Origin of the sequence: Pseudoalteromonas sp. SWYJZ12, from assembly GCF_015864395.1 — a bacterium.
Lineage (GTDB): Bacteria > Pseudomonadota > Gammaproteobacteria > Enterobacterales > Alteromonadaceae > Pseudoalteromonas > Pseudoalteromonas arctica.
Window position 1 is genome coordinate 58,060 of record NZ_JADYXH010000005.1, and the last position, 16,444, is coordinate 74,503.

17 protein-coding genes and 1 riboswitch are annotated in these 16,444 nt (G+C 41.3%); of the genes, 12 read left to right on the top strand and 5 right to left on the bottom strand.

Annotation, left to right across the window (positions count from 1 at the left end):
• Positions 1–157 precede the first annotated feature (157 nt).
• Positions 158–649, top strand: coding sequence for a DUF3016 domain-containing protein (locus I6F42_RS08180; protein WP_010555263.1), 492 nt, complete (start codon positions 158–160; stop codon positions 647–649).
• Between the two features lie 47 nt (positions 650–696).
• On the opposite strand, the gene I6F42_RS08185 is transcribed toward I6F42_RS08180, so the two are convergent.
• A complete protein-coding gene (locus I6F42_RS08185) occupies positions 697–987 on the bottom strand; it encodes a hypothetical protein (protein WP_007585044.1) in 291 nt (96 codons plus the stop codon).
• Positions 988–1,058: 71 nt separating this feature from the next.
• Here I6F42_RS08185 and I6F42_RS08190 point away from each other — a divergent pair, with 71 nt between their 5' ends.
• Positions 1,059–1,268, top strand: a complete 210-nt coding sequence (locus tag I6F42_RS08190; RefSeq protein ID WP_002960797.1) for a hypothetical protein — start codon at positions 1,059–1,061, stop codon at positions 1,266–1,268.
• Between the two features lie 8 nt (positions 1,269–1,276).
• Here the strand turns inward: I6F42_RS08190 and epmB are convergent, their stop codons facing one another.
• Positions 1,277–2,290, bottom strand: coding sequence for an EF-P beta-lysylation protein EpmB (gene epmB, locus I6F42_RS08195; RefSeq protein ID WP_197151896.1), 1,014 nt, complete (start codon positions 2,288–2,290; stop codon positions 1,277–1,279).
• Positions 2,291–2,331: 41 nt separating this feature from the next.
• Here epmB and efp point away from each other — a divergent pair, with 41 nt between their 5' ends.
• Both efp and epmA read left to right on the top strand, forming a co-directional pair.
• Complete coding sequence (gene efp / locus I6F42_RS08200; protein WP_010555265.1) at positions 2,332–2,898, top strand: elongation factor P; 567 nt, start codon at positions 2,332–2,334, stop codon at positions 2,896–2,898.
• Between the two features lie 56 nt (positions 2,899–2,954).
• Positions 2,955–3,929, top strand: a complete 975-nt coding sequence (gene epmA / locus I6F42_RS08205; protein WP_197151775.1) for an elongation factor P--(R)-beta-lysine ligase — start codon at positions 2,955–2,957, stop codon at positions 3,927–3,929.
• 162 nt (positions 3,930–4,091) lie between these two features.
• Here epmA and I6F42_RS08210 read toward each other — a convergent pair whose 3' ends face one another.
• Positions 4,092–6,209 carry a TonB-dependent receptor gene (locus I6F42_RS08210; RefSeq protein WP_197151778.1) on the bottom strand — a complete coding sequence of 706 codons (2,118 nt, stop codon included), beginning with the start codon at positions 6,207–6,209 and terminating at the stop codon, positions 4,092–4,094.
• An 84-nt stretch (positions 6,210–6,293) separates the two neighbouring features.
• On the opposite strand from I6F42_RS08210, the gene I6F42_RS08215 reads away from it, so the two are divergent.
• The 8 genes from I6F42_RS08215 to I6F42_RS08250 all read left to right on the top strand — a co-directional run bounded on the left by I6F42_RS08215 (position 6,294) and on the right by I6F42_RS08250 (position 13,994).
• Complete coding sequence (locus I6F42_RS08215; protein WP_165729224.1) at positions 6,294–6,692, top strand: thioesterase family protein; 399 nt, start codon at positions 6,294–6,296, stop codon at positions 6,690–6,692.
• Positions 6,693–6,818: 126 nt separating this feature from the next.
• Positions 6,819–7,217: an META domain-containing protein gene (locus I6F42_RS08220; RefSeq protein ID WP_010555269.1), complete on the top strand. Its 399-nt coding sequence runs from the start codon at positions 6,819–6,821 to the stop codon at positions 7,215–7,217.
• A gap of 107 nt (positions 7,218–7,324) precedes the next feature.
• Positions 7,325–7,439: riboswitch (TPP riboswitch) on the top strand.
• A 143-nt stretch (positions 7,440–7,582) separates the two neighbouring features.
• Positions 7,583–9,535 (top strand): phosphomethylpyrimidine synthase ThiC, encoded by a 1,953-nt coding sequence (gene thiC / locus I6F42_RS08225; RefSeq protein ID WP_231616327.1) that lies wholly within the window; start codon positions 7,583–7,585, stop codon positions 9,533–9,535.
• Positions 9,536–9,653: 118 nt separating this feature from the next.
• Positions 9,654–10,664, top strand: a complete 1,011-nt coding sequence (locus I6F42_RS08230) for an FAD-dependent oxidoreductase (RefSeq protein WP_197151780.1) — start codon at positions 9,654–9,656, stop codon at positions 10,662–10,664.
• 7 nt (positions 10,665–10,671) lie between these two features.
• Positions 10,672–10,866 (top strand): sulfur carrier protein ThiS, encoded by a 195-nt coding sequence (gene thiS / locus I6F42_RS08235; protein WP_002960781.1) that lies wholly within the window; start codon positions 10,672–10,674, stop codon positions 10,864–10,866.
• A 5-nt stretch (positions 10,867–10,871) separates the two neighbouring features.
• Positions 10,872–11,663 carry a thiazole synthase gene (locus tag I6F42_RS08240; protein ID WP_197151781.1) on the top strand — a complete coding sequence of 264 codons (792 nt, stop codon included), beginning with the start codon at positions 10,872–10,874 and terminating at the stop codon, positions 11,661–11,663.
• 10 nt (positions 11,664–11,673) lie between these two features.
• Positions 11,674–13,209, top strand: a complete 1,536-nt coding sequence (thiE, locus tag I6F42_RS08245; RefSeq protein ID WP_197151782.1) for a thiamine phosphate synthase — start codon at positions 11,674–11,676, stop codon at positions 13,207–13,209.
• Between the two features lie 35 nt (positions 13,210–13,244).
• On the top strand, positions 13,245–13,994 hold the full coding sequence (locus I6F42_RS08250) for a HesA/MoeB/ThiF family protein (RefSeq protein ID WP_197151783.1): 750 nt from the start codon (positions 13,245–13,247) through the stop codon (positions 13,992–13,994).
• A 399-nt stretch (positions 13,995–14,393) separates the two neighbouring features.
• Here the strand turns inward: I6F42_RS08250 and asd are convergent, their stop codons facing one another.
• On the bottom strand, positions 14,394–15,260 hold the full coding sequence (gene asd / locus I6F42_RS08255) for an archaetidylserine decarboxylase (protein ID WP_024608018.1): 867 nt from the start codon (positions 15,258–15,260) through the stop codon (positions 14,394–14,396).
• Positions 15,261–15,275: 15 nt separating this feature from the next.
• Positions 15,276–16,334 carry a small ribosomal subunit biogenesis GTPase RsgA gene (gene rsgA / locus I6F42_RS08260; RefSeq protein WP_024589774.1) on the bottom strand — a complete coding sequence of 353 codons (1,059 nt, stop codon included), beginning with the start codon at positions 16,332–16,334 and terminating at the stop codon, positions 15,276–15,278.
• Between the last annotated feature and the right edge of the window lie 110 nt (positions 16,335–16,444).

Consider the following 16,444-nt stretch of genomic DNA (forward strand, 5'->3'; position numbering starts at 1 on the left):
GTACTTTTGATTACATTTTACTCAGTACAAGTAACACTTTATACGTAAGATTAAGTTATAGTTAATAAACAAGTGCTAAAATGAGCCTAGTAATAGCTAATGCTAGGTTTACTCCAATCTACACTTTTGTGATTGGTCTACCTCTTTGGAGAAAGATATGAATTTAGTTAAAAAAATAGCAACAACAATGTGTATCGCATTACCTGCGCTTGCCCATGCTGGTGAGTCTGTTGTTAAATGGCATGACTTTAATGATTATCGTGATGTGCGAGCGTCAAACCAAACAAAGAGCTCATATCACAAAAGTGTGGCAGCAAGCTTCGAAAAGCATATGGCTAAACTAGCCGAGCAATTGCCAAAAGATTATAAATTAAACGTAGAGTTTACAGATTTAGATTTAGCAGGTGATGTGCGTTATGGTGGTATGGACGAAATTCGTGTAGTAAAACCAATTTATTTTCCACGCATTAAGCTAAATTATTCGTTAACCGATAACGACGGTACAGTGCTAAGTAAAGATACTGATGTGGAGCTTAAAGATATGGGCTTTATGGATAAAATTAAAATGGGCCGCGACGAATCATTTTATTACGAAAAACGCTTATTAACAGAGTGGTTTGGTGAACAAATATTACCAAGTTTAGATTAACTGAAAATAAAAATGCCGCTAAATAGCGGCATTTTTATTTTTAAGCTTTACTTAAAAGTAGCTAACAACGTGAGTATTTGTTGTAACTTAATAACGGTTGTTTTCAGTTTTTCTTCTTCAAAACCATCGTTAGATAAGCTTTCAACATCAGCGGCTACGTCAAGTACGTAAGGCTTAAAACGTTTAGCTTCAAAGCTAAAGCCAGAATCGGCAGTAAATAAGGCTTTAAACTTACCGTGACCTTGCTGTTGAAGCTCGTCGAGTTTTTTGTCAGCATCAAGTGCCTGACGGTAAACAATTTTTAAGTTGGCATTGAGTTGTTCAATAATAGAATCCATGGTTTTCCTAAAGCTTTGCACTGCATTGCCGACATAATACTTGGATTACATTTAAAAGTCAGGTTTGTTATATGAATATATCAGGCACAAGTTTACCCGCTGTTTCTGGCTCAGGCCAAGGCAGTGAGCTTTACAGCGCTGCTTTATCTAAAAAGCAGCAGTTAGCAGATGGCGCGGCGGCTCTTGCACTTATTGAAGGTGCTGCACAATCGTCAAGTGCGCAAACACCGGCTAAATCGGTAACAGCATCATTGGGTAACAACGTAAATATATACGTTTAAATGCTGTTTTAAATTAGCTTAAGATCGATAGGTGTTTTGCTTTTTTGACCACCGATTTCTCTTACTAATTTAGGCACTAAAAATCCAGGCAGAGCTTTTAATAGCTCTGCTATTATTTCAATTGCTTGCGCTTCATTAATATCAAAGTGGCTCGCCCCTTCAACTTTATCTAGCAAATACAAATAATACGGCAATACGTCTGCGTCAAATAACGCTTCGCTTAAATTTATTTGCGCATCAACCGTATCGTTCACATCTTTTAAAATTACAGCTTGGTTTAGAAGCGTTACGTTTGCTTGTTTAAGCTTTTGCATAGCAGCTTTAAAATCAGCGTCTATTTCGTTGGCGTGGTTTATGTGATTAATAAAAATAATTTTTAATGGCGATTTTGCTAATCGTTCACATAACTCATCGGTAACTCGCGCCGGTATAACTACTGGCAAACGGCTATGAATTCGCATTCGTTTTATTTGTGGTAATTGCTCAAGCTTATCCAAAAACCAGCTTATTGCATCGTCTTTGGCCATCAGTGGATCGCCACCACTTAAAATCACTTCGTTTATATTGCTATCTGATTTTATATAGCTCAGTGTTTCAAGCAGACTTTTTTTATTGAGTTGGTTTTCTTGATACGGGAAATGCCTTCTAAAGCAATAACGACAATTTACAGCACAGCCGGTTTTAAACATCACCAAAACACGCGATTTGTACTTATGTAAAAGGCCTGGTTGGTCGTTATCTTGCTCAAGTAGGGGATCTTTATTAAAACCCGATTTAGTCAAAAATTCTTGATGGCGTGGCATAACTTGTAGCAATAGAGGATCGTTTGGATCGCCTTTGCGTATTTTTTTTATAAAAGGGATGGGCACGCGTACCGGAAATAAACTACGGGCTTTTAGGTCGTTTTCATGGACTTGGCTCGATAAACCGACCATTTCAAGCAAGGTTTTTGGGCAGGTAACTACATTTGCTAATTCTTTTTGCCAGTTTTTATGCAAATTTGCTTCATTTCTTTGTATCATTGGCATGTAGATTACTCGAAAAAATATAAATAGAGGAAACGATGGCGAATTATAGCACCAACGAGTTCAAGGGCGGCCTAAAAATTATGATGGACGGCGAGCCTTGCAGTATCTTAGAAAATGAAATGGTAAAACCTGGTAAAGGCCAGGCGTTTAACCGTGTTCGTATCCGTAAACTTATCTCTGGTAAGGTGCTTGAAAAAACCTTTAAATCGGGTGAATCAGTTGAAGGTGCTGATGTAATGGATACTGATTTAGCGTATCTATACACAGACGGCGAATTTTGGCATTTCATGAACAACGAAACATTTGAGCAAATTGCTGCTGACGAAAAAGCACTAGGCGATTCAGTAAAATGGTTAGTTGAAAATGATTTATGCACAATTACATTATGGAACGGCAGCCCTATTGCTGTTACACCACCTAACTTTGTTGAGCTTGAGATCACTGAAACAGATCCTGGCCTTAAAGGCGATACAGCGGGTACTGGTGGTAAACCAGCAACGCTTAGCACAGGCGCTGTGGTACGAGTTCCATTATTCGTACAAATTGGCGAAGTAATTAAAGTAGACACTCGTAATGGTGAATACGTAAGCCGTGTTAAGTAAGCTTTAACATTGTTTATAAAATCCCAGCTTACGCTGGGATTTTTTTTGGAGAAAATATGTCAGCAGATCTTTGGGCCCCAAGCGCAAGCATTGAAACACTAAAACAACGCGCAGCGATATTACGTAGCATCCGTGAATTTTTTTATGCACGTGATGTTTTAGAAGTAGAAACGCCAAGCTTAAGTGCTGCCAGTGTAACCGATGTGCACTTAGCTAGTTTTAATACCAAATTTGTAGGTCCAGGGCATGCTGGTGGGCTTCCTCTGTTTTTACAAACATCTCCAGAGTTTGCTATGAAACGCTTGTTAGCAGCAGGCTCAGGCGCTATTTTTCAGCTTTGTAAAGCATTTAGAAATGAAGAAGCGGGTAGCCATCATAATCCCGAATTTACTATGCTGGAATGGTATCGCCCAGGCTTTGATGAATTTGCACTTATGGATGAAATGGATGAGCTAATGCAGCTTGTTTTAGGTGTCGCGCCGGCAACTAGACTTACCTATCAGCAAGCGTTTGAAAAAGCACTCGGCCTCGATCCGTTAACAGCAAGCATAGAGCAATTAAAGCAACTAGCGTGTGAGCAAGGATTTGCTGATATAGCCAAAAATGAAACGCGTAAAGATACTTTACTGCAATTATTATTTTGTATGAAAGTAGAGCCAACAATAGGACAAGATAAGCCATGCTTTGTGTATCATTTTCCAGCTTCTCAAGCAGCACTTGCACAAATTTGTGAACATGATGCACGCGTAGCAGGGCGCTTTGAGCTTTATTACAAAAATATGGAATTGGCTAACGGCTTTAACGAACTAACAAATGCCAGCGAGCAAGCTAAACGTTTTAATGAAGATAACGCATATCGCGCTGAAAACGGTTTAAACCAAGTGCCAATGGATACGCGTTTAATTAAAGCGCTGGAGCATGGATTACCACAGTGCGCAGGGGTGGCTTTGGGTATAGATAGGCTTGTAATGCTCGCAACAAATAAAGAAAAAATTAAAGACGTAATAGCGTTTGATGTGCAAAGAGCGTAATGCTTAGCCTGTAGGTGCGAATTTATTTCGCGCTCATGTAATTTAACTTTATAAAAAGCGAGGTATAAAACCTCACCTACAAATAAAAACACCGCGTTTAAATTAAACGCGGTGTTTTTATTTGCTTGCTGTAGCTTTCATTTGAAAGCCAACGGCTGTGCTTTACAGATTAAGCGTAAACGTAACACCTGCTACGCGAGGCTCACCTAATTGTGTGTAGGTATGCGTTGCGTAACCATCTTGTGGATCGTTACCAAACTCAAAACCACGTGTAGGGACTGTCTCGTCAAACACGTTACGAGCCCATGCGCGAACTGCCCACATGTCTGCTTCGTAGCCAAAGCTTAAGTTAACTAAGTTGCTGCTTGGTGCCTGTGAGTTATGACTATCTGAGAAGTAGTAGTCGTCTTTACCTTCAACACCAATCATACCGTAAAGCTCACTTGTAAAGTTATAGCGAGCAGTAAACGCATACTGGTATTTAGGTGACTGTGCTTGCTCACGACCGTCTTGGTTTAAGCCAGACTGCGTTACAAAGTCATCTATTTCAGTGTTTAAGTAACCAGCACTACCCGTTAAAAATAGATTATCAGTTAGTTGGTAACTACCTTCAACTTCTAATCCGTAGTTGCTACCAGAACTTGCGTTATCAACATAACCGGTAAATTGCTGACCTTCTACTTGCCATGCTTTTAACTGAATATCGTCGCGGTGCATGTAAAATGCAGCTAAGCGAAGCGTAAATTTGTCATCAAGTGATGAACCTTTAACACCAAATTCGCCACTCCATAAATATTCAGGGTCGAAACTGGTGTGTTGCTGGAAAAAATCAGCGCTTAGGTTTAAGCCTTCATCTTTGGCTTTAGCAAGCGCTTCTGAGTTAATACCACCGGCTTTGTAGCCACGCGTAATGCTGGTGTAGATCATAGTGCGATCAATCACTTGATATTCAAGTGCTATTTTACCGCCAACCATTACGTCGTCAGTGTCTTGTATAAAGCCATTGCTATCGGTGTAGTCGCCTTGGTATTGCTCTACACGTAAACCTGTAATTAATGTTGTTTTAGGGCCAATTGGAGTCGCTACTTGACCATATACTGCAACGTTACTCGTTTCGTAAGTTGAAGAAAACGGGCTTGCTAACCATGTGTATTGGCGCTCTAAATCAACGTCACGGTTTTGGTAATAAATACCCGCAACCCAGTTACCCGTTTTAGAATTAAACTGTAAATCTACAGACTGATCGTCGCGATCGCGGCTGTATAAATCAGTTGAGCTGTATCCATCTGGATGTAAGCCAGCAGCACATAACTTTGGCTCACTTGTATCGTTACATACCCAGTCTTCGTCAAAGCTGTAAAGTAATTCGGTATCAATAGCCGATAGGTTTAGATTTACATCAAAAGCGTCAAAACCCGTGTAAGTATTCTTAATACCTATTGCGTAGCTTTCTTGATTATCTTGGCCTGGTTCATCGGCAACACTGTTGCGGCTGTTATCAAGCGTAAACGCATCGTAACCATTGTTTATGTCAATATAGTGAAGGTTTAACTCAGTATTTAAATGCTTTGTAAGCTGACTGTTTATTTTAAAGCGGGCTACTTGTTCGTCTTGATTTTGTGTTTCGTCATTTAAGTACAAGTTATCTACGTAACCGTCTGACTTTCTGCGAAAGTAGCTAACGCGTGCGCTAGTGTCATCTGTTAAACCAGTGCTTGCTGCAATACCTGCTTCGCGGGTGTTGTACGTGCCAGCACCTACTTGTAATTTTAAACTTGGATCGCTCGTGGCTTTAGCTGAACCCATTTGGATCATACCAGCCATACCGTCTGCGCCAAAGCGTGTACCTTGTGGGCCACGATAAATTTCTACTTGGTCTATATCAAATAATAATGAGCTGCCACCAAGACCAGAATAGTTAATACCATCAATAACTAAGCCTACAGATGGATTAATAGGGTCTACAAATTGTGAGCGAAGTCCCACGCCACGAATTTGGATGTAACGACCACGCGACGCACCAGATGCAAAATTTACATTGGCGGCACTGCCTAACATTTCGTCTAAGTAACTTGCACCACGTTGATTAATTTCATCTTCGCTGAATAAGCTCGCACTCGCGCTTAAAGTTTGAATGCTTTCGCGCTGAAAATCGCCTGTTACAACAATTCTTTCTAGGTCGCTATCATCAGCGTTAGCTGCAATTGGTGCACCAAGCAGCGGTAAAAGTGCGGCAGTAATTAAAGACAAACGTAAGTTCATTGGGTTACTTAACTCCATTTTAGGGACTCGTATGGTAGCAATTATTTAAACACATGTGCTATAAACGCGGCAATTATACGTTAAATAATCAGGATTACTAATATGACCTTTAAAGTTGACTTCAAAGTACGTGATTACGAATGTGACTTACAAGGTATCGTAAATAACAGTGTTTATTTTAATTATTTAGAGCATGCTCGCCATGAATTTTTGTACGCACACGGTATTGATTTTGCTCAATTAGCGAAAGATAAAATTAACCTAGTCGTGATGCGCAGCGAAATGGACTATAAACATTCACTATTACCAGGTGATGAATTTTATGTGGCTGTGGAGCCGCAGCGTATTAGTCGTTTAAAATTTGCGTTTAAGCAAACGGTTATACGTAAAAGGGATGAAAAAGTAATGCTTAATGCACTGGTTATAGGAACGTCTGTTAATGAAAAAGGTAGACCTTTTTTACCTGAGCAAATAGATAACGTATTTAAAACTGCAACTTAGTAGTTAATCGCATAACTTTTGAACTATCATAGAACAAAAATTTACATTTAAAACATGCATTTTTAACGGATAAAGGGCATAAATATTGTTACAATTACATTAATTAGACAATTAGTTAGTAGTAGCATGAAATTAGCAGCAATACCGATGCTTATAGTCGGTTTATGTGTTGGTTGCGCATCAACAGGGACGGTTACCAGTGAGCAGCTTAAATACACCCAATGGCAATTATCACGTGTTGATGGTTTAGCAATTCCACCTTCGTTTAATGCATCAATGAGCTTTATTGAAGCACTGCAAGTAAACGGTTTTGCTGGCTGTAACAAATTTTTTGGTGAAGGCTCGCTTGAAGAAAGTAACCTTACCGTAAGTAAATTAGGAATGACGCGCAAGTCGTGCGGCGAAGACCTCGATGAGTTTGAGCAGCAGTTATTACAAGCCTTAAAGCAAGGTGCAGAGCTTAAAATGCAAGACCAGCAATTAGTCATGCAAGGCGAGCAAACATTTGTGTTTATCCCTAAATAATTTTAAGTTTTTGAAAAACAGCCCCTTGCGGGCAGTTTTTAACTGACGTACACTCAGCGCAGATTTGATGGATAACACCTTCAAATTAACGAACAGAATTTATATATCAATACTTGTCGGAGTGCCAAAGCTAAGTAATTAGTTTTTGGCTGAGATCGCGAAAGCGGGATCCGTGAACCTGATCAGGTTAATACCTGCGTAGGGAACAAGCTGCCTAAAATGGGACGCTTGTGCGTCTTTTTTTATGCGCACAATAAAGTGATTTTGTTTATTTTAGGCTGCAAAGTAGCATGTACGCTACTTTACGATCTTTCTCTATTCCTCGGAATATCTGACAAGACAACCCTTAAGCAATGAGGCAAGTCATGTCAAATACTACAAATAAAGCGTCACGCCGAGAAACTCGTGCTGCCGCGTCTGAATATATTTATAACTTAACGGGTCAACCGTTCCCAAATTCTCATAAAGTATACGTTGAAGGCACTCAACCTGGCGTGCGCGTTGGTATGCGTGAAATCACATTAAGTGATACGTTTATTGGCGGTACAGATGAAAACCCTGTTTATGAGTCAAACGATCCGCTACGTGTTTACGATACGTCGGGCCCGTATACCGATCCTAATTTTGAACTAGATGTACGCAAAGGCTTACCAAAATTTCGTGAACAATGGATTGAAAGCCGTGGTGACACTGAAATTTTAGAATCAGTGACGTCGCAATTTTCGCAGCAACGCATGGCAGATGAAGGGTTAGATCATATTCGCTTTGATCACCTTCCAAAAATTCGCCGTGGTGTCGCTGGTAAAAACGTAACGCAAATGCACTACGCACGCCAAGGGATTATTACTCCTGAAATGGAATACGTAGCCGTTCGCGAAAATATGGGACGTGCAGAAATTCGTAAAGAATTACTTGCAGCGCAGCATAAAGGCGAGTCGTTTGGTGCGAGTATTCCTGAATTTATTACCCCAGAATTTGTACGCGATGAAATAGCCCGTGGTCGCGCTATTTTACCAAATAATATAAACCATCCAGAAACAGAGCCTATGATTGTAGGGCGTAACTTTTTAGTTAAAGTTAACGCTAATATTGGTAACTCATCGGTTAGTTCATCTATTGAAGAAGAAGTAGAAAAAATGGTGTGGTCTACCCGCTGGGGCGCAGACACCGTGATGGACTTATCAACGGGACGTTACATTCACGAAACGCGTGAATGGGTTGTACGTAACTCGCCTGTACCTATTGGCACAGTACCGATTTATCAAGCGCTTGAAAAAGTAAATGGTGTGGCTGAGGATTTAACGTGGGAGATTTTCCGCGATACGCTTATTGAACAAGCCGAGCAGGGTGTTGATTACTTTACTATTCATGCCGGTGTACTGCTTCGTTACGTACCAATGACCGCTAAACGTGTAACCGGTATTGTGTCGCGCGGTGGCTCAATTATGGCTAAGTGGTGTTTAGCGCATCATAAAGAAAACTTTTTATACACGCACTTTGAAGATATTTGCGAAATTTTAAAACAATACGATGTGTGTTTTTCACTCGGTGATGGACTTCGCCCTGGTTCGATTGCTGATGCCAACGATGAAGCACAGTTTAGTGAGCTGCGCACATTAGGTGAACTGACTAAAATTGCGTGGAAGCACGACGTACAAGTATTTATTGAAGGCCCTGGACATGTGCCAATGCACATGATTAAAGCCAATATGGACGAGCAATTAAAGCATTGCGACGAAGCGCCATTTTATACTTTAGGCCCGTTAACGACCGATATTGCACCAGGGTATGACCATATTACTTCTGGTATTGGTGCCGCTCAAATAGCATGGTACGGCTGTGCAATGCTTTGCTATGTAACACCTAAAGAGCATTTAGGTCTGCCAAATAAAGAAGATGTTAAAGAAGGCTTAATTACCTACAAAATAGCTGCACATGCCGCCGATTTAGCAAAAGGGCATCCTGGCGCGCAAGAGCGCGATAACGCCTTATCAAAAGCACGCTTTGAGTTTAGATGGCATGACCAATTTAATATTGGTTTAGATCCAGACCGAGCTCGCGAGTATCACGACGAAACCCTGCCGCAAGAATCAGGTAAAGTGGCTCACTTTTGCTCTATGTGTGGTCCTAAATTTTGCTCTATGAAAATTAGCCAAGAAGTACGCGATTACGCTAAAGATTTAGAAACACGTGGTATTGATCCTAATAACGCTGGCGACGCTATTGAAATAAAAATGGTTGATGTAGAAGCCGAAATGAAAGCTAAGTCAGCTGAGTTTAAGCAAACAGGCTCAGAGATTTACCATAAAGCGGTATAAAGTAATTATCGCTAGAAGTTAGATGCAGACGTAGGTGAGGTTTTATACCTCGCTTCTTTAAAAGTTGAAGAAGTGCGAAGTAAATTCGCACCTACTAATAACTGCTTTGGAGGTTTTCGTGTCTTATAACATTGCGGTGGTTGGGTTTGGTTTAGCGGGCAGGTTAGCTGCGCTTACGCTGAGTAAACAGCACCATGTCACTGTTTTTGAAGCAGATGACGAGCATACTCAAAATAGCGCAGGTAAAGTGGCAGCAGCAATGCTTGCCCCGCTTGCTGAGTCGGTGTTATGTGAGGCTGATTTAGCTTTAATGGGTCTTGATTCAATGAAGCGCTGGCCCAGCATTATTGCCGAGCTTGAAAGTGACGTTTTTTTTCAGCAGCAAGGCACTTTGGTCATTGCGCACCAGCAGGACAAAGGCGATTTACAAAGCTTTGCACAGCGTATAAAACCGCTAGCTGATCACACTGCCGAGCATATAAATGCTCAACAAATTACAATGCTTGAACCTGAACTGGCAGGGCGCTTTAATCAAGGCTTATTTTTACCCTGCGAGGGGCAAATTGATAACCAAGCATTTTATAAAGCCAGCTTTGCACAGCTCAACAAACGCAAAGTAAAATTTGTATTTAATCAGCGCGTAACCATTAGCGACAACAAAATAAACAATCGACCATTCGATTATATTATTGATTGCCGTGGGCTTGGTGCTAAAAATACTCAAGATGATAAACCGCTTAGAGGTGTGCGCGGCGAAGTAGCAAGGTTATACGCACCAGAGGTAAGTTTAATCAGGCCCGTGCGTTTAATGCACCCGCGTTACCCAATTTATATAGCGCCTAAACCTAATCATGAATATGTAATTGGTGCGACTGAAATAGAGTCACAAGACAATGGTGCCGCAACCGTACGCTCAACTCTTGAGTTACTTTCAGCGGCTTATACCGTACACAGCGGGTTTGCCGAAGCACGACTACTTAGTATTCAAACCGGATTACGCCCTGCATTTAGCGATAACCGCCCAGAAGTATCACAAGTTGGTAATGTAATTAGCATTAACGGTTTGTATCGACATGGTTATATGTTGGCGCCGGCATTAGTGGCGCAAGCAGTTTCACTAATAGAGTGAGAGTAGAATGAATATTACAATTAATGGCGAGCTACTTAATGTTAATAGCAAAGCACTCGTTGAGGTACTTCAAAGTTTTGGTGCAGTCGCGCCTTTTGCTGTGGCTGTTAATGGCGAATTTATTCCACAAAGTCGGCACAGTAACTATGTACTTAATGAAGGCGACAGTGTTGAGTTGCTATCACCCATTCAAGGCGGATAAAGCTCATGCAAACTAAAGACTGTTTAACTATTTATGGAGAGCAAATAAAGAGTCGTTTATTAATAGGCTCTGCGCTTTATCCGTCGCCCGACATTATGACCCAATCGATAATCGCCTCTGGCGCTGAAATTGTAACCGTGTCGCTTAGGCGCCAACAAAGTGCAGCGGCAGGTGATGATTTTTGGCAGTTAATAAAAAATACCGGTTTAAAAATACTCCCTAATACTGCAGGGTGCCACAGTGTTAAAGAAGCGATAACGCTTGCAAAAATGTGCCGAGAAGTATTTGCCACCGACTGGATTAAGCTAGAGCTGATTGGCGATGATTACAATTTACAGCCTGACCCTTTTGCGCTACTTGAAGCCACAAAAATATTAATTAATGATGGCTTTAAAGTATTGCCTTATTGCACCGATGACTTAGTACTTTGCCAGCGCTTAAATGAGCTAGGGTGTGAGGTGCTTATGCCATGGGGGGCACCAATAGGCACCGGTAAGGGATTGTTAAATAGCTATAATTTAAAAACTATTCGAGAGCGCTTACCCGATACCACATTAATAGTAGATGCAGGTTTAGGTTTGCCATCGCATGCCTGCCAAGCACTCGAAATGGGGTATGATGCGGTATTATTAAATTCAGCCATTGCAGGGGCGGGTTGCCCAATTACTATGAGCCGCGCATTTAAAGCTTCAGTAGAAGCAGGGCGCTTTGCATACAAAGCAAAGGCGATGCCAGAAAAAGACGTTGCAGCCCCATCAACCCCAACAATGGGTATGCCATTTTGGCATCAGCAGTGAAGGAAAGAATATGAATAACGTAGTGTGGACAATTGCCGGATCTGATTCTGGCGGCGGTGCAGGTATTCAAGCAGATATAAAAGCAATGCAAAGTTTTGGTGTACATGGCTGCACGGCAATTACGGCGCTTACTGCACAAAATAGTTTAGGCGTAGAGGCCATTAATGCAGTGTCTACCGATATTATTGAATCGCAGTTACTAGCGCTTGAAAAAGACATAAAAGCCAAAGTGATAAAAATTGGCATGCTTGCCAATGTGCAGCAAATTCAGCTGATCAGCGAACATATAAGCCACTATAAAGCTAAGTGGCCTGTGCCTCCCGTTATTGTATATGATCCTGTCGCTATTGCCTCAAGCGGTGACTTACTAACAGAAGAAGACACGGTAAGCGCAATAAAAGAATGTTTACTGCCGCTGGTGGATGTAATAACCCCAAACACCCACGAAACACAGTTATTAACCGGCGTGTATTTAATTGGCCCGGCTGCAATAAAAGAAGCGGCTAATAAGCTATTAAGCTGGGGCGCAAAAGCCGTTGTTATTAAAGGCGGACATTGGGATTACCCAAGTGGCTACTGCATTGATTATTGTATTGATAGTAATACGCAAAGTGGTGAAGAATATTGGTTAGGCAATCAAAAAATACAAACACCGCATAACCACGGCACCGGGTGTAGCATGGCTTCGGTAATTGCTGCGTGTTTAGCTAAAGACTACCCATTAAAAGATGCCTTTATTTTAGCTAAAGCATATATAAACCAAGGGCTAAAACAGTCAGTACGCTACGGCGAAGGGATTGGGCCAGTTGCTCAGACCTCGTTCCCCATTAATTTAGCTGACTACCCACAAGTAATTGAGCCAGGTAGCTGGCTGGGTGATGAGCTTGATTTTGATGTGCCGCTTGATTTTAATATGGCTGCTGATTTTGCACCGTGTGAAACACAATCGCTTGGCTTATATGCGGTTGTAGATAGCACAGATTGGTTAGAAAAATGCTTACAACAAGGCATTAAAACAGCGCAGTTACGTGTTAAAAATAAAACGCAAGACGAGCTTGATGCGCTCATTAAGCAAGCTGTTGAGCTGGGCAAGCAATACAACGCACAGGTATTTATAAACGATTACTGGCAGCTAGCTATTAAGCATGGTGCGTATGGTGTGCATTTAGGGCAAGAGGATTTAGAGATTGCCAATTTAGCGGCAATTAAAGACGCTGGGTTAAGGCTTGGGCTTTCTACTCATGGTTTTTATGAAATGCTGCGTGCGCATAATTATCGCCCTAGTTATATGGCATTTGGTGCTATTTACCCAACCACAACAAAAGACATGACAGGGCAAATACAAGGTCTTGAAAAGCTGATCAAATTTGTACCGCTTATGCAAAGCTATCCAACGGTAGCAATAGGCGGTATTGATTTAAGCCGTGCAAAGCAGGTAGCGAAAACTGGCGTGGGTAGTGTTGCCGTAGTGCGTGCGATTACCGAGGCTGATAATTACGTAGAGGCTATAAGTGCTCTGCAAGTGGCCATAAGAGGTGCACATTAATATTAACAAGGGCAATACTAACAAGGCCGGTAAACGTGAATGAGCTAAGCGAAAAAGAAACCCTTCGTTATAGCCGCCATTTGTTGCTTGAAGAAGTTGGGCTTGAAGGGCAGTTAGCACTTAAATCCTCAACGGTTGCAGTAGTGGGGGCTGGTGGTTTAGGTAGCCCAGCACTTTTGTATTTAGCTGCGGCGGGCATTGGAACGCTTATTTTAATTGACGATGATGAGGTTGAGCTTTCAAATTTACAGCGCCAAGTGCTTTATAAAATAAATCACTTAGGGCAAAACAAGGTCGCTGCAGCAGGTAAAGTATTAGCGAGCCTGAATAATCAAATAGACATAGTAACGCATTGCCAAAAGTTAGATGAGAGTAATGCAGTTAACATGCTAAAAGGTGCTGACATCGTACTTGATTGCTCTGATAACTTTAGCACTCGCTATTGCGTTAATCGTTATTGTATTGCTAATAAAACACCGTTAATTTCGGGTGCTGCATTGGCAACTAAAGGGCAGTTAATGGGCTTTGATTTTAGGCAAAGTGATAGCCCATGTTATGGCTGTGTTTTTCCACAAAGCGAAGCTACACCAGTTATCAATTGCAGTAACGCAGGAGTGATTAGCCCGCTACTGGGTGTAATTGGCTCTATGCAGGCGCAACTTACGCTCAACTTATTAATGGGGCATGCAGAGGGATGTGTATTTATAACGTTTGATGCGCTTACTTTAAAGCAGCAGCACTTTAAAGTGATTAAAGATTCAGAGTGTAAAGAGTGTGGTAAATAGGTTTTTGAGGGGCTTGTGCCTGTTATTACATGTGGCGTTAAAGAATTAAAAGCTGCGCTTTTCGCGTGAGCAAGCTTCACGCCTACAACATATCAAACTTCTGCACCAAACTTGTATACGCACAGCTTGCTGGCGTGACGAGCAAAGATCGTAATTTCTATGCTTTGGTGTCTTCTCATTTACATCTCTTTTGCTTCTCTTTGTGCAATAAGATCTTAAGTGATTTATTCACAAAGAGGTTAAGAGGGTGCTGCGCTTTAGAGAAGCCAATAAGTAAATAAAGTATCAGTTATAAATATTAAAAGCGGCCCTTTTCGCGTGAGCAGGCTTTACGCCTTCAAAAATAAAAAACCGCGTTAATTAAACGCGGTTTTTTTAATTTCTAATTAACGATTTATTTTAGTCGTTAATTTTTGCAAACGCAGTACCTAAGCGAGTAACTACTTCTGGTAGTTGATCGTCCAGTATTTCAGCTTTATCAGCACCCCATGCTAGTACCACAGTAGAGCCTAATTTGAAGCGACCCATCTCTTCACCCTTTTTAAGCGTGATAGCGTTATCGCCAGTGGTTGGGTATTTCCAACTAAATACATCGCTACCTGCTGGTGGCGTGACAGTACCTGCCCAAATAGTTTCTATGCTGGCTACAATTGTTGCGCCAACAAGTACCATTGCAAGCGGACCAATTTCAGTTTCAAAAATTGCGACTACCCGTTCGTTACGTGCAAACAAGTTAGGCACATTTTGCGCTGTAAGCGGGTTTACTGAAAATAAATCACCTGGCACGTAAATCATTTTGCTTAGTGTGCCATCAACTGGCATATGAATACGGTGGTAATCTTTAGGTGCTAAATAAATAGTGGCAAACTTACCGCCTAAAAATGGTGTTGTATCATCTTGTGAGCCGCCTAGTAGCGCTTGTAAGCTGTAATCGTGGCCTTTAGCTTGTATTAGCTGTCCGTCAACAATATCGCCTAGCTGGCTGATTGCGCCATCCACTGGATGAATGATGATATTGCTATCTTCTACCATTGGGCGCATGCCGTCTTTTAAAGGGCGAGTAAAAAATTCATTAAAGCTTTTATAATGAGCCGGATCTGGGTATTGGGCTTCGCTCATATCTACTTTATATTGCTTAATAAATAGTTTAATTAAAGTAGTTGTTAAAGCACCCGCTTTTGCAGCAGCTAATTTTCCGACTACGCGTGAAATAAAATGTTTTGGCATTGCGTACTGCATTGCGATTTTAAATTTGTCTAAACTCACAGTATTTTTCCTAAATTATACGCGAGGCGCACGGGCGCCTGCACGGCCATCGGCCATTGTTTCTAAAATTCGGTGGTAGCTGTCAAAGCGCAATTGAGAAATTCTTCCATCGGCTACTGCTTCTTTAACGATGCAACCCGGGTCGTTTAAATGTTTACAGTCTCTAAAGCGGCATCCGCCTATAAATTCTCTAAATTCTTTAAAACACCACGTTACACGCTCAACATCTAAATGCCACAAACCAAACTCACGAATACCTGGCGAGTCGATTAGGTTACCGCCACTTGGTAAATGGTGAAGGCGTGAAACAGTTGTTGTGTGCTGGCCTAAGCCGCTGTTTTCAGATACTTCTTTAGTTAATATTTCAGCGTTAGGCAATACAGTATTAACGAGGGTTGATTTACCCACACCACTTTGGCCAACAAAAATATTATTTTTATCAACAAGTACTTCTTTTAATTTATTAATACCATCGCCTGATATATTACTAACAAGGAGTACTTGGTAATCAAGTTTACGATAGATATCGAGAACTTTTTGTATTTCGTTAAGGCCTGCTTCGTCAATTAAATCGGTTTTATTGAGCACTAAAATTGGCTCAATGCCCATATCTTCACAGGCTATTAAATAACGGTCGATAATACTGGGTGTAAATTCGGGTAATACCGCCGATACCATGAGTATTTGATCAATGTTGGCTGCAATAACTTTAACACCGTCGTAAAAATCAGGGCGGGTAAGTTGCGAGCGACGCTCTTGCGTGGCTTCAATTACACCGGCTAAATCACCTTCACTTACTTTGGCACGGCGAAATAATACTTCATCACCACATACTAAATTAGACACAGTACGGCGTATATTACAGCGAAGTACATCGCCATTTTCAGTTTCGACATCGGCGTGTTGGCCAAAACGACTGATCACAATTGCGCTCTCGACCTGACCTAAGTTATCGGTTTGCCATTCTTGCGCCCCTTTTTTAGCCGGTCTTGAGTCTGCGCTATTAATGCGCTTTTGGTGATTGGCCTTGATCTGACGCGATTGGCCTTTACTTAATTTTTTTTGTTTTGCCACTGGAGGCCTATAACCTTAGTTAAATGTCGCTTTTCCTAAAAAAAGCTTTAGCTCGACGGTTGATGCTAATATGATATATCGAAATGCGTTGGATCTAAAGGAAAGCACCG